General features: G+C 43.9%; 12 protein-coding genes and 1 pseudogene. 3 read left to right on the plus strand and 10 right to left on the minus strand.

The annotated features are described in order from the left end of the window. The 7 genes and pseudogenes from HMPREF9389_RS08970 to hisS form a co-directional block, all read right to left on the minus strand. Positions 1 to 1,566 (minus strand): annotated as a pseudogene (locus HMPREF9389_RS08970) (type VII secretion protein EssC); the annotation flags it as partial. Between the two features lie 2 nt (positions 1,567 to 1,568). Further along, positions 1,569 to 2,828 (minus strand): type VII secretion protein EssB, encoded by a 1,260-nt coding sequence (gene essB, locus HMPREF9389_RS08965; protein WP_080560738.1) that lies wholly within the window; start codon positions 2,826 to 2,828, stop codon positions 1,569 to 1,571. Between the two features lies 1 nt (position 2,829). Further along, positions 2,830 to 3,069: an EsaB/YukD family protein gene (locus HMPREF9389_RS08960; protein WP_002894139.1), complete on the minus strand. Its 240-nt coding sequence runs from the start codon at positions 3,067 to 3,069 to the stop codon at positions 2,830 to 2,832. 1 nt (position 3,070) lies between these two features. Continuing rightward, positions 3,071 to 3,529 (minus strand): type VII secretion protein EssA, encoded by a 459-nt coding sequence (essA, locus tag HMPREF9389_RS08955; protein ID WP_002928401.1) that lies wholly within the window; start codon positions 3,527 to 3,529, stop codon positions 3,071 to 3,073. Positions 3,530 to 3,535: 6 nt separating this feature from the next. Then, on the minus strand, positions 3,536 to 6,472 hold the full coding sequence (esaA, locus tag HMPREF9389_RS08950; RefSeq protein WP_032906235.1) for a type VII secretion protein EsaA: 2,937 nt from the start codon (positions 6,470 to 6,472) through the stop codon (positions 3,536 to 3,538). Positions 6,473 to 6,694: 222 nt separating this feature from the next. Continuing rightward, positions 6,695 to 6,982 (minus strand): WXG100 family type VII secretion target, encoded by a 288-nt coding sequence (locus tag HMPREF9389_RS08945; protein WP_032906237.1) that lies wholly within the window; start codon positions 6,980 to 6,982, stop codon positions 6,695 to 6,697. A gap of 166 nt (positions 6,983 to 7,148) precedes the next feature. Beyond that, on the minus strand, positions 7,149 to 8,429 hold the full coding sequence (hisS, locus tag HMPREF9389_RS08940) for a histidine--tRNA ligase (RefSeq protein WP_002928407.1): 1,281 nt from the start codon (positions 8,427 to 8,429) through the stop codon (positions 7,149 to 7,151). 181 nt (positions 8,430 to 8,610) lie between these two features. On the opposite strand from hisS, the gene HMPREF9389_RS08935 reads away from it, so the two are divergent. After that, complete coding sequence (locus HMPREF9389_RS08935; RefSeq protein WP_002899327.1) at positions 8,611 to 8,952, plus strand: metal-sulfur cluster assembly factor; 342 nt, start codon at positions 8,611 to 8,613, stop codon at positions 8,950 to 8,952. 76 nt (positions 8,953 to 9,028) lie between these two features. Here HMPREF9389_RS08935 and ilvD read toward each other — a convergent pair whose 3' ends face one another. Further along, a complete protein-coding gene (ilvD, locus tag HMPREF9389_RS08930) occupies positions 9,029 to 10,732 on the minus strand; it encodes a dihydroxy-acid dehydratase (RefSeq protein ID WP_032906238.1) in 1,704 nt (567 codons plus the stop codon). Between the two features lie 288 nt (positions 10,733 to 11,020). Here ilvD and rpmF point away from each other — a divergent pair, with 288 nt between their 5' ends. Continuing rightward, positions 11,021 to 11,203, plus strand: a complete 183-nt coding sequence (rpmF, locus tag HMPREF9389_RS08925) for a 50S ribosomal protein L32 (RefSeq protein WP_002894148.1) — start codon at positions 11,021 to 11,023, stop codon at positions 11,201 to 11,203. Positions 11,204 to 11,218: 15 nt separating this feature from the next. Continuing rightward, the gene (gene rpmG / locus HMPREF9389_RS11570; protein ID WP_001265622.1) at positions 11,219 to 11,368 is read left to right on the plus strand and encodes a 50S ribosomal protein L33; all 150 of its coding nucleotides are present in this window, start codon (positions 11,219 to 11,221) and stop codon (positions 11,366 to 11,368) included. 103 nt (positions 11,369 to 11,471) lie between these two features. Here the strand turns inward: rpmG and HMPREF9389_RS08920 are convergent, their stop codons facing one another. Together HMPREF9389_RS08920 and HMPREF9389_RS08915 are read right to left on the minus strand one after the other, a co-directional pair. Beyond that, positions 11,472 to 11,696 carry a helix-turn-helix transcriptional regulator gene (locus HMPREF9389_RS08920; RefSeq protein ID WP_002928410.1) on the minus strand — a complete coding sequence of 75 codons (225 nt, stop codon included), beginning with the start codon at positions 11,694 to 11,696 and terminating at the stop codon, positions 11,472 to 11,474. Between the two features lie 2 nt (positions 11,697 to 11,698). After that, positions 11,699 to 12,295: a hypothetical protein gene (locus HMPREF9389_RS08915; protein WP_002928412.1), complete on the minus strand. Its 597-nt coding sequence runs from the start codon at positions 12,293 to 12,295 to the stop codon at positions 11,699 to 11,701. Positions 12,296 to 12,315: the final 20 nt, after the last annotated feature.

Below are 12,315 nucleotides of genomic sequence, written 5' to 3' on the forward strand. Positions count from 1 at the left end.
CGTCGGATCCTCAGTAAAGAATTCCATGATGATATGGTCGAGAATCAGCTTTTCATCTGTAACCAAGACCACATAGTGAGGGCTGTAGAGGGTCGTTTCCTGCCGAGTCGCTTCTTCCTTCAGAGTCTTGCGCAGTTTCAGGATTTGGTTGAGACTGTTTAGGACCTGATCGTGCGTCCGTTGGTTATAGACAAAGCCGCGGACGTTCAGCTCTTGCAGAGTCGCATGTGGCAGCCAGCGCAGCCAATCCCATTGGTCGCGCTCCTCCTCTGGCATAATGGTAATGACCTGCACATCGTGGTAGGAGTGAAAGACTGCCAGCTGCATGACTAAGAGCTGGAGCTGTTCCAGGACTAGATTGCGTGGACCGATATAGCCGACCGGCCCATGGCTGAGATTAGCTACGATAGGAAGGTCGGGAATTTTCTTATGCCGAGTGTAGAGAGCATAGCCCTCCTCTTCCAGCGCATCTTTCTTTCCGCTCCGCTCTTCTTGACCGTAGGTCAGCTTATAGGAGGTCGGCACCTGTCCAAGTCCCAAGCGATAGTAAAGAAAGTCAAAGTGCAGCGGTGTCTTCTCGTAGATGCGGTGGCTGTAGTCTGTCACCAGACCTGTTAATTCGTTAATGTTTGGGAAATGGTAAAGCATCCCATCACGCTGCTCACGTTCCAGTTTATTCAGCTCAATAGCCTTGTCTTTTAGATAGAGGTGATAAAGATCGATGCGCTCTTTCTTGTCTTCCTTGAACTTCTTGCGGTTTTTGAAGAAACCACGAACCGAAAAGATTGCACTGGCAATCGACATGGTCACCGTAACGAGGATATAAATCCCCCGCGGCTGAACCAGTGTAATCAACACCGTCACCCCAACCATAAGGAGTGGCGGCACAATCAGTCTCAAGAGCTCATCATTAGGCTTTTGAGGCTCCTTGCTTGGCGGAGCAATCTGAATCTTGTCCTCTGAGCTCCGATAGATAATCCGCGGTGAGCGGTGATAGTCTGGATAGTCTGGATAGAAACCATGGCGAGAAGCCCCCCGCAAAGTCAGGTTAGAACTGACCGTGGCTGGACCCGTCACCCAGATTTCTTCTGGATAGACCTTGAGGCAGATACCTTCCAAGCTCAGCTCGTCGCCGGCTTCTAGCTGGATTTGATCTCCCGTCCACGCAACGTGATTGAGGTAAACTTGACCTCGCATCTTAGTCAAAAGCCAAGAATCATTCGTTCGCTTCAAGAGCAATTCCAAAGGCGCTTCCAGACTGATAGCTGCCCCCTTCTGGTCGCTGATGAGTAACTCTTTTCTGTCCAGTAGGTCATAAACAGCCGGTTCTGAATCAGATTGATACAAGGTCAGATTACCCAAGGTCAGGCCGTCAGTTACGACACCCGTTTCTTCCCCCATCTGATAAAAGACTTGCCCTTCAGCTAACTGAAGCTGGATAGGAGTCTCCTGATGAGGCAGGTAAAGCTGAGCCTTCTCACTCGCTGCTAGGAGAACTTTCTTGTCCTCTGTCAGCTGCAGCTCATAGCGCAGATGGTCTGTATAGATGATGATTGTCTTGCTCATACTTACTCCTTCGCGCTACTGCTAGACGACGCTTCACTGCTGGAGGAAGAGCTTGCTCCTGAAGAACCTTCCTCGCCAGAAGCGCTTGAGCTAGAATCACCAGTCAAAAGATCCTTGCGGCTATCCCAGTACTTCTTATACTCGCCTTCCAAGGACTCAAGCTTAGTCTCCCGATCCTTACCAGACAAACTATCGTCCTCACGCACCTTTTTCATCTCCTGCGTCAAGGCATAGATGATCAGATCTGAGTCATTAATTCGTTTGGCTGTGTCCAAAGCATCTTCAAAATCATTACGTCCAACTTGAATCCAGTAATTGAGGTACAAATCATCTGATTTTAGTGTGACATTGTTCAGGATGACCTTACGCTGATCATCAGAAAATTCCAGCCCCTGGATATAAGAGTAGGCCAGTTCATATTTTTGTGTATTCGGCAGACTCTTAGGAGAGATTCCTTCCAGCTCATCGATGACTTTACTGTAGTCCACTTTGATAAAGGCAGTATCCGCCTGTAACAGCTTTTCCTTGAAAGGATTCTGTATGAAAATCAAGTAAATCAAAGGAATAGTCAAAATCACAACAGCTGCGGTCAGCCAGATAGTCGCCAGTTTGAAAATTTTGTGCTGGCGCTTGGAAACCAATGTCTGCTTCTCTGCTTCTTCTGCAGCCTTTTCCTGATAGGATTTCTCCAAAACCGCAACCGCATCTTCCAGACTGTCGGCCTCACGCAGCTCCACTAGGAAATCCGGCAGAGTTTCTAGCTCTAACGAGCCCTTGTAAAGCTCCATAAAGTCCAAATCTGCAAAGAGAGTCACGGCAAAGCACCTGGCCTGACGCAAAAAGTCCTCCCGAGAGATAGCCTGGGGTGTCATGATACCGGGAACTCCGCGATAAGCAATCTTAGCCTGTGCATCCTTGGTAATAAAGAGATTGCTAGGATGCAGCAAAAAAGTAACCGGCAACTCTAGTGCAGCTTCTAGGGCAAACACATTGAGAGCCAGACGAATCCGCTCAGAAATCGTGCGCTTTTCAATCTCTTCCTTGGACAGCCCCAAAGGCTCAATCTGATAGGTGAAATAGACACTATCATGGTCGGCCTTAGTCTCCTGCTCCAAGAAAAGTGGATGATGCAGGTCCAAAAGCAAGAGCTCCCGCAAATCCTGCGTTGCCACATCCGAACGCTTCAGTGTTAGGCTCCAATTCTTGTCATTTTTTTCATAGATAAACTCTTGTTCAGCAAATACAAATTTTTCCTCAGTCACCTTAAATCTCCTCAATCTCTACTAAATCTCCCGTTGTGACTGGATAATCAGCCAAAACCTTGCCCTCATCCAGTATCAACCCCTTGTTAATAATCCGCAGCTGATACTTATGGCGCTTTCCTTCGATATTGAAAATCTGATCAATCTCCCGAATGAAGCGACGGACCTCAATCCGCTTAGGAATGCGAATATCCACATCCTTATCTCGCAAACGGAGGGTGATATTGATATGTCCTTCCATGTTATACTTCTCCCTTACTGATACGATAGCTGACAAAGACAGTCATACTGACCAAGAGCGTGGCTGCTGCAAAGTAGACCACTCCTGGCAGAAAGTCATCCCAACTGCTCTCCTCATCGCTCTTCAAACTCGTCTGCAGCTTGGACAATTTTTCCGTTCCCGGCTGAAAAAGCTCCTTGGAATGGTAAATATCCGTCGGCCCCTGTATAGCAGAAAACAGTTGTCCCGCTTCTGTGGCCAACTGTTTATTTTGATACTGCTTCATTTCCTGAATTTTTTCCTGATTCTCAGCAACGAAAAGAGACTTGGTGCCTTCCGATTGTGCACCAAAGTTCAGTTCTTGCTCTTTTTCAATCCGCGAATTATCTATCTGCAGACGATTATCCTTTAGCTCATCTGCGGCAACAGCCGTCACCGCAAACGAACTTAGGAGTAGGAATAAAAACAGAATTCTTTTCATACTCTTTTAAACTTCCTCAGTTTTTAATGTTCTAGTCTTGATAAAGATATTAGCTGCAACCAGTAGAGCCAGCAAGACAATCAGACCAAAGATGGCAAAGAATCCAGCGGTCTTGCCGTCAAAGTAACCTGACAGCATGCCTTCTAGCACGGACAAGGCATTCAAGCTCTTGATAAAGGCTGGGAAGCCAGTCAAGCTAGCTGTCGTACCAATAGCATTAGACAAGTAGACAAAGCTAATAATCATGAAGAAGGCTAAGGCCATACCCATCACGCGCAAGTGCTTGAGAATCAAATACTGCCCCTGAATCAAGACAAAGCTAGCAACCACAATCAGCAAGACCCAAGATGGCACATATTCTTTGCCGATGTGAAGCTGCATGCTGGAGACAATCCCAATAACTAGCCCAATCGTCAGAGACAGGAAGCCTAGAATGCCCACAGTCGTAATATCTGTATCTTGTAGTTTATTAAGCTTAAAGCGGTCTTTAACCTTGCGCACAATATTTTGCGTTGCAAAAAGATAGGCCGTAAACAGACTGACAATCTCCAACAAGAGGATCCAAGTAAATGGACGGTAAACATTGACAGTCGCTTTGACAGATGAAGAAGATTGAGCAACTGGATTAGACAGGAAGTCCAACAATACTTCATTAGGAACACCGTTCTCATAGGCATTGTTAAGAACCTTGACAAAAGATTCCACAAAGTTGCCATTATCTTCCAATTCCTTATTGAATTGTCCCATCAAGCTTTCAGCATTCGCAGACAATTTCTCTGTCGTTCCTTGTGCATTTTCCAGCTCACGATTGAAGCTGCTGAAGATCTGGTTAACACTATCAGCTGCTTGCACATTGGTCTGTGAAGAAGACTTAACGCCAGAAGTTGAAGACAGCAAGGATGAGAATTCTGAATTCAGAGATGACAAATCGGTGTCTGTCTTTTTCAGTGCATCAGTAGAAGTTTCCCGAGAAGTTGAGATGCCTTTCAATTTCTCTCGTACATCTTTGTAAAGATTAAGCTGTTTATCAATCTCAGTTGCGAGTTCTGAATTGGTCCCTTTGACGTCTTCTATCTTGTTTTTCAAGTTATTAATCGTTTCATCCAAGGTTTCTTTAACCCCTTGACTCTTACCATCGTTACTTTTAGACAAGCTATTTTGATAGCTATCTAGATTCGAATTAATAGCATTTATCAAAAGGGTAGATAAAGATTCAGACATATCTTTATTTTTTAACTCATCAAAAGAATTATAAGCTTGGATTAAAGACTCAGCTCGTTGGTAATTAGACGCAATCTCTTGAACCTTTGCTCCGTAGTCTGCAGCTGCTTTCTGCGCAGCCTGTACATTCACGGGCACGCTCGTAGCTGTAATGCCATTCAGAGAAATGTCAATGGAACTATCAACTGAGCTAGCTGCCGCAGCATTATCCACACTGAATTGAACAGTAAACTTAGCATTTTCAGCTAAAGTAATTTCCTGACCATTTGCTACTGTTTCGCCATTGTATGTAATAGTTTTAATTGTTACACCTGTTGGTGGAGTGACTGACAAAGTAGCCTTTCCAACCTGGCTATTAACTGGGCTGGCTGTAGAGCTAGCCGCTTTCTCTGCAGCTGCTGCCAGATTGTCTAACTCAGCACTTCCATTTCCTTGTGGTGTTCCAAATTGCGAAATGGTTGAATAGTCAAGAGCAGGAACAGGCAATCCGAATTTCACCTCTGTTGGTTGAGAAGCTGGCAAAGCTTTTACTGCTTCAGCTATTTGTGCCTTCAAAGAAGCATCATAGCTTGTTATAGCATCTCCTAACACTGCGCTAAGAGTAATAGGCTTGCCTTCTTCAACACCATAGTAGGTCCTTAATTTATTATCAACAAAATCCTTAATCTGTTGTTTATGGATATCTAATTGACCACGTTCTGCTTTTAAGGCAGCTTCCAACTGCTCTAGTTGCTTGCTGACATTATCAGATTGATTTTGATTTGGCTGATTATTATTATCGTCTGAATCATCACTAGATTGTTTTTTGGCAAGTTCAAGCTGTGCAGTCAATTTTTGTTGCGATTCGCTCAAACTATTATAAAGCGTCTCAGTTTCATTTGCCAAAAGCTGACGATCCATCTCAATCAGCTGGGTCATAAATTCTTCATAACTAGTTTGGTCACTAACTCGCTGTTTGAGAAGACTATCAAAATTCTTTCCATAAGTGGCCTGAGAGTTATCCAAGTCATCAAAAGCCTTCGCATAAGTTTCCAGAGTCGTCTTCAGAGAGTTATTGGCTTCAACAGATGAAGCAGACATACTAACCAACGTTGGGAAGATATTCTTAGAGCCAATGGCAGACTCCAACAAGTTAGTTCTGTAATTGCCAATATTAGTGATTTGGACCTCTGAACTAGCCTGCACATTTTGCTGGGCTGTATAAAGATTGCTCAGGATGCTAGCCATATACATATCAACCAACTGGCTATTCAAATCCGCGATAATATCCTTAGCCAGACTGTTGGCCTCATTTTCAATCTGCTGATTTCCCGCAGCATTGACCTTATAAGTGACGATTGTCCGATCTGCACTGATAGCATTGACATCTAGCACTTTTTCCGAAAAGTCACTTGGAATGGTCACGACCAGTTGATATTTGCCATTTTCCAGGCCAGCATCTGCAGCTCCACGCGTCACAATATACCAGTTTTGAGAATCATCCCGTTCTAGATTTTTGACATAGCTAGCTCCAAGATTATACTCTTTCTTGTCAACCTTAACAGCCCGATCTTCATTGACGACCGCGACATTCAGTTTAGTTTTTTGATCCGTTTTAATCTTGCTGTCTCTAGCGCTGCTTGTATTCTTCTGCACTGCAACATTCAGCGTCACTACTGCAGCAAGCAAGACAATCACTAAAACAACATTTCCTATATATTTAAATATTTTTTTATTTCCCATGGATACTTTTTCTTTTTTCTTCATTTATTTTTTACATAAGGAGCACTCAAAAAGACACAGATAGCCCTAACATTCTAATTCATATACTGATCCAGATTGTTAGAGCTTGTCTTGACATTGTAGCAGTTTTCTTATTTGATATGAAAGCAACCGCCATTTTTTCATTTTTAATCTTTACAAAAATAGGAAGGCTCTCGCCTTCCTAAAGCCGTTATAACAAAATTAGCGAATTTGTGCAGCGATATCTTGGTCAGTCTGCTCAACGATGTCAGCAACTTTAATCAACTGAGCATTGATATCTTGGAGCAATTGTGCAAATTCTTTGATTTTTGGAGACAATTCATTGAATTGTGCTTCAAAGCTATCAAATGCAGAACCATCCCAGTTATCAGCAATAATAGCTTGTTCATTAGTCAATGTAGTCAGAACTTGAGTTACATTTTCAGAACCTTCAGTGTATCTGTTTGCAGATGTACGAAGTTCTTCTGGAGTCAATTTAATTTGTGCCATAGTTGTTTCTCCTTTAGCAAATTTATACAACAAAAACATTATATCAACAATTACTTTAGGTTTCAAGTTTTTTCTAAATTTTTTTCAAAAATATATTGACACATTGTCAACCAAGTTCGTTCAAACACCTGATACTATAGCATTCCCAACTGTTAGATTCAACCCTTTAAAATCCCAATTTCTCAAAAATAAGCTGATAGTTTTCTTGGATTTGGTCTAGGCTAACAGTAATCTCCTCACGATTATGATTGTTCTTAACAGTCACCTGACCGCTCTCCACTTCGCTTTCGCCCAAGGTGATAAGAGTTTTGGCTTTAAAGATATCAGCCGACTTAAACTGAGCCTTGAGCTTGCGGTCAAGATAATCCCTCTCTGCTGCAAAACCTTGTGCGCGGAGAGCCTGCACTAACTCCAATGCTCTGCCATTGGCACCTGCTCCTAAAACAGCTACATAAACATCCAGAGCGATTTCAATCGGCAGCTTTACTCCTTGCTTGTCAAGTACCAGAAGCAAACGTTCCAAGCCCATACCAAAGCCAACACCTGGCGTTTCAGGTCCGCCAAAGTAAGCCACCAGCCCATCATAACGGCCGCCAGCACAAATAGTCAGCTGACTGCCAGCTACCTCTGTCGTAAACTCGAAAATTGTGTGATTATAGTAGTCCAAGCCACGGACCATGTTGGTATTGATAATATAAGGAATCTGCAAGGTCTCCAGCATGGAGCGAACGGCCGCAAAGTAAGTACTACTCTCCTCATCCAGATAGTCCAGAATAGACGGTGCACCTTCTACTGCCGCCTTGTCTTCGGGTTCCTTAGAATCCAGCACACGCAGCGGATTCTCCTCCAAGCGACGTTGGCTATCTGCTGAAAGGCTAGCCTTCAGCGGAGTCAGATAATCAATTAAGGCCTGACGGTAAGCAGCTCTGCTCTCAGGATTCCCCAGCGAGTTAAGCTCCAAGCTGACATTAGTAATACCAATATCCTTGAAAAATTGAGCAGCCATGGCAATCATTTCCACATCTGTAGCAGGGTTGCTAGAGCCAAAACACTCTGCTCCAATCTGGTGAAATTCCCGCAGGCGGCCAGCCTGAGGCCGCTCATAGCGGAACATAGAGCCCATATAGTAGACTTTGACAGGCTTTTGCACTTCAGGAGCAAAAAGCTTATTCTCCACATAAGAACGCACCACAGGTGCTGTCCCCTCTGGACGCAGAGTGATATGGCGGTCGCCCTTGTCATAGAAGTCATACATTTCCTTGGTCACGATGTCTGTCGTATCCCCGACCGAGCGGCTAATGACTTCATAGTGCTCAAAAATCGGTGTGCGGATTTCGCCGTAATTGTATTTTTTAAATGTCTTGCGGGCAAAGTCTTCTACATACTGCCACTTGGCTGATTCTTGAGGAAGAATGTCCTGAGTTCCTTTAGGTTTTTGTAATTTCATCTTCTGACCTCCGCCTTCTTTAGTACTTATATTCTATCATAAGTCCGCCATTTTGAGGAGCCCGAAAGGGATTTTTCGTTTGGAAGAACTAAATCCGTTTTCATGTTCCAAAATAGCTTGAAAAAAAGTCAGAATTGTGAGAAAATAAAAAACAATTCAACTGAGATAGAAGGGGATAGCCATGAGAGACGATATCAAAATCAATGACCGAGCAGCTGCAATTCAGGATAAATTGGTGGAGAAGCTCGAGCGTATTTACGATCCGGATGTAGAGCTGGATGTCTATAACTTAGGGCTGATTTATGAAATCAACTTAGACGAAAATGGCCACTGCAAGGTTGTTATGACCTTTACCGATACAGCCTGTGATTGTGCTGAGAGTCTACCCATCGCCATTATGGACTCTCTTAAAAAAATAGATGAGATTGAAAGTGCCTCTGTTGAGGTTACTTGGTCTCCTGCTTGGAAAATCACTCGTATCAGCCGCTTCGGACGTATTGCCTTGGGGATCAGTCCTAGATAAGAAAGTGTTAAGTTCTTCTATATTAAAAATATCAAACCCGCTAGAAAAACTAGCGGGTTCTTTTGTCATATATAGGCTATTTCTTCCCTGTTTCTTCTGGTTTCCAGAAGTCAGTAACAGCACCTTTAGCGGCAGAGGATACCATGTGAGCATATTTACCGAGAACACCACGGCTATAAAGCGGCGGAATAGTCGTTTCTGCCTTACGTTTCGCCAGCTCTTCATCAGAGACTGCCATAGAAATTTCCTTGGTATCTTGGTCAACCGTGACCATATCGCCTGTACGGAGATAGGCAATCGGGCCACCATCCTGAGCTTCCGGAGCAATGTGTCCGACAACCAAGCCGTAAGTACCGCCTGAGAAGCGACCATCTGTTAGAAGGGCTACCTTGTCTCCTTGGCCTTTCCCTACGATGATAGAAGAAAGTGACAGCATTTCTGGCATACCAGGGCCACCCTTTGGTCCAACGTAACGGACTACAACCACATCGCCATCGACTACTTCATCGGCCAGTACCGCATCAATAGCAGCTTCTTCTGAGTCAAAGACCTTAGCCGGTCCCACGTGACGGCGTACTTTAACACCAGAAACCTTAGCAACAGCACCATCTGGAGCCAGATTACCATGCAAGATGATAAGCGGACCGTCTGCACGTTTTGGATTTTCAAGCGGCATAATGACCTTTTGACCTGGTGTCAGATCAGCAAATTCTGCCAGATTCTCTGCCACCGTCTTACCTGTACAAGTAATGCGGTCGCCATGCAGGAAGGCGTTCGCCAATAGATACTTCATCACAGCCGGCACTCCACCAACCTCATAAAGGTCTTGGAAGACATACTGACCTGACGGTTTCAAGTCAGCCAAATGTGGCACTTTCTCTTGAATGACATTAAAGTCATCAAGCGTCAGCTCAACATTGGCCGCATGAGCCATGGCCAGCAAGTGCAGGGTAGCATTGGTAGAACCACCCAGAGCCATAGTCACTGTGATTGCATCTTCAAAGGCTTCACGTGTCAAGATATCAGAAGGCTTCAGCCCCATTTTCAGCATTTTCACAACGGCACGGCCAGCTGCTTCAATATCCTCTTGCTTGTCCTTGGACTCAGCTGGGTGAGAAGAAGATCCTGGCAGACTCATGCCCAGAACTTCAATAGCCGTCGCCATAGTATTGGCCGTGTACATACCGCCACAGCCACCAGGGCCAGGACAGGCATTACACTCAATGCGGCGCACTTCCTCAGCTGTCAAGTCACCATGGTTCCATTTCCCGATTCCTTCAAAGACAGAAACCAAGTCAATGTCCTTACCGTCCAGATTCCCCGGTGCAATCGTTCCGCCGTAGGCAAAGATAGCAGGAATATCCATGTTAGCAATGGCAATCATAGAACCAGGCATGTTCTTGTCACAGCCACCGATAGCAACAAAGGCATCCACGTTGTGACCACCCATCGCAGCCTCAATAGAGTCCGCAATGATATCACGAGATGTCAAAGAGAAGCGCATGCCCGGTGTTCCCATGGCAATCCCGTCCGCAACCGTAATAGTCCCGTACTGAACAGGCCAAGCGCCCTCTGCTTTGATGCCTTCCTTGGCCAGCTTGCCCAAGTCATGCAAATGGATGTTACAAGGTGTATTTTCCGCCCAAGTGGAAATCACCCCAACAATAGGCGTTTCAAAATCTTTATCTGTCATCCCCGTCGCGCGAAGCATGGCACGGTTAGGAGATTTAACCATACTGTCATAAATCTTACTTCTGTGACGAATATCCTTATCTGTCATAGCTTTCCCTTTCATTGCAGTAATCTTTGTGCTTTATTATACCACACTTAGGCTGTATTTTACAGAGGAAAATTTTTAAATTTTCAGAAGATTAGGAAAATATGGAGGCGAATTTGAAACTTTTTCCTCTCAAGCAAAAAGATGACAACTAGAAGCTCAGGTTTTTCTTAAAAAGAAGAAAAAATCTGTCAAGTAACTTTACTTTACAAAAAAGTTTTGTTATACTATTAAAGTTGATGAAAATCATCAAATTGAATCGAATTCACAATCTAAAAGGAGAAACAAACAATGGCAGTACCTGCACGTCGCACTTCCAAAGCGAAGAAAAACAAACGCCGCACTCACTACAAAGTGACAGCTCCAACTGTAACTTTTGATGAAACTACTGGTGATTACTCACGCTCTCACCGTGTATCCCTTAAAGGATACTACAAGGGCCGTAAGATTGCCAAAGCTGCTGCAGCAGAATAATAGAAGGGAGCTACTATGCGCGTAAATATCACACTTGAACACAAAGAATCTGGTGAACGCTTGTACCTTACTTCTAAAAACAAACGTAACACGCCAGACCGTCTTCAATTGAAGAAATACTCACCAAAACTTCGCAAGCACGTTGTGTTTACAGAAGTTAAGTAATTTATTTAACAAAAATCCTTTGAAATCAGCATTTCAAAGGATTTTTTCTTTTTGTTTCAAGCCCTAACTGAACAACAAACTTAATACTAGGTCTCGAAAAGAATTACGTCTCCTCTTTCTGTCTGAGTTCAAAGAGGTCTTCTACTTTCAGATTGAAGATTTGAGCAATTTTGAGAGCCATTTCCAGCGAAGGATTGTAGCGGTTATTTTCCAAATGCAGAATTGTCTCGCGCCGCATGCCGATGCGGTCGGCTAGCTCCTGCTGGGTCATACCCATGGATTCGCGAACGGATTTGAGATTAGTGATAATCTTGCTTTCTTTGGCCATGGTTATCCTCTCCGTTCTAAGACAAGATAAACAACTGCAAAGATGCAAATCAAGGCAGCTATGCTAATAAAAATCTGACCCATGTAAAGAGTGAAAGAACCCATGTATCCGATGATAACTGCTAGGATCATCAGTGCGCCTAGTATAAAGACAAACATCAAGCTAGCTGCCTTAGCTAGATTGGCATAGAAGCGTTCATCTGGAGTTTCCTTGACATTTTTCAAAGAGGAAAAACCAAATACAATCACTTCAATAACGAGGCCAACTCCCAAAATCCATTCTTTAATGCCGAATCTTTCGCTTGGGGTCGCAACCCAAATCCCTACTGTATAAAAAATGGTTGCTGCAAACAAAAGCATCGTGTACAGCTTAGCAGACAAGTCAAAAATAGTCTTTCCCTTACCTTTCTGACTCTTATGAGGCCATGGTTTCATATGTAGCCAGCCCCAAATAGCTACAATCTGACCTAACACTGAAATACCAACAATAATCAACTTGGGCCCCCAACTAAGATTAGAACCAAATAGAACAGTAAAATCAATAAAGAGAGCTGCGGCAGTCATTGCAATGAGGCCACCTGTTTTTTGACTTTTTTTCATGATAGACTCCTTTCTTTATG

This window comes from Streptococcus sanguinis SK355 (assembly GCF_000212855.1).
Classification (GTDB): domain Bacteria; phylum Bacillota; class Bacilli; order Lactobacillales; family Streptococcaceae; genus Streptococcus; species Streptococcus sanguinis_A.

What these genes read in the sequence shown, in the direction of transcription:
- HMPREF9389_RS08960 (WP_002894139.1), bottom strand. Translation starts at nt 3,069, where the DNA reads ATGGAAGGACATATCAATATCACCCTCCGTTTGCGAGATAAGGATGTG.
- essA (WP_002928401.1), bottom strand. Translation starts at nt 3,529, where the DNA reads ATGAAAAGAATTCTGTTTTTATTCCTACTCCTAAGTTCGTTTGCGGTG.
- esaA (WP_032906235.1), bottom strand. Translation starts at nt 6,472, where the DNA reads ATGGGAAATAAAAAAATATTTAAATATATAGGAAATGTTGTTTTAGTG.
- HMPREF9389_RS08945 (WP_032906237.1), bottom strand. Translation starts at nt 6,982, where the DNA reads ATGGCACAAATTAAATTGACTCCAGAAGAACTTCGTACATCTGCAAAC.
- hisS (WP_002928407.1), bottom strand. Translation starts at nt 8,429, where the DNA reads ATGAAATTACAAAAACCTAAAGGAACTCAGGACATTCTTCCTCAAGAA.
- HMPREF9389_RS08935 (WP_002899327.1), top strand. Translation starts at nt 8,611, where the DNA reads ATGAGAGACGATATCAAAATCAATGACCGAGCAGCTGCAATTCAGGAT.
- ilvD (WP_032906238.1), bottom strand. Translation starts at nt 10,732, where the DNA reads ATGACAGATAAGGATATTCGTCACAGAAGTAAGATTTATGACAGTATG.
- rpmF (WP_002894148.1), top strand. Translation starts at nt 11,021, where the DNA reads ATGGCAGTACCTGCACGTCGCACTTCCAAAGCGAAGAAAAACAAACGC.
- rpmG (WP_001265622.1), top strand. Translation starts at nt 11,219, where the DNA reads ATGCGCGTAAATATCACACTTGAACACAAAGAATCTGGTGAACGCTTG.
- HMPREF9389_RS08920 (WP_002928410.1), bottom strand. Translation starts at nt 11,696, where the DNA reads ATGGCCAAAGAAAGCAAGATTATCACTAATCTCAAATCCGTTCGCGAA.
- HMPREF9389_RS08915 (WP_002928412.1), bottom strand. Translation starts at nt 12,295, where the DNA reads ATGAAAAAAAGTCAAAAAACAGGTGGCCTCATTGCAATGACTGCCGCA.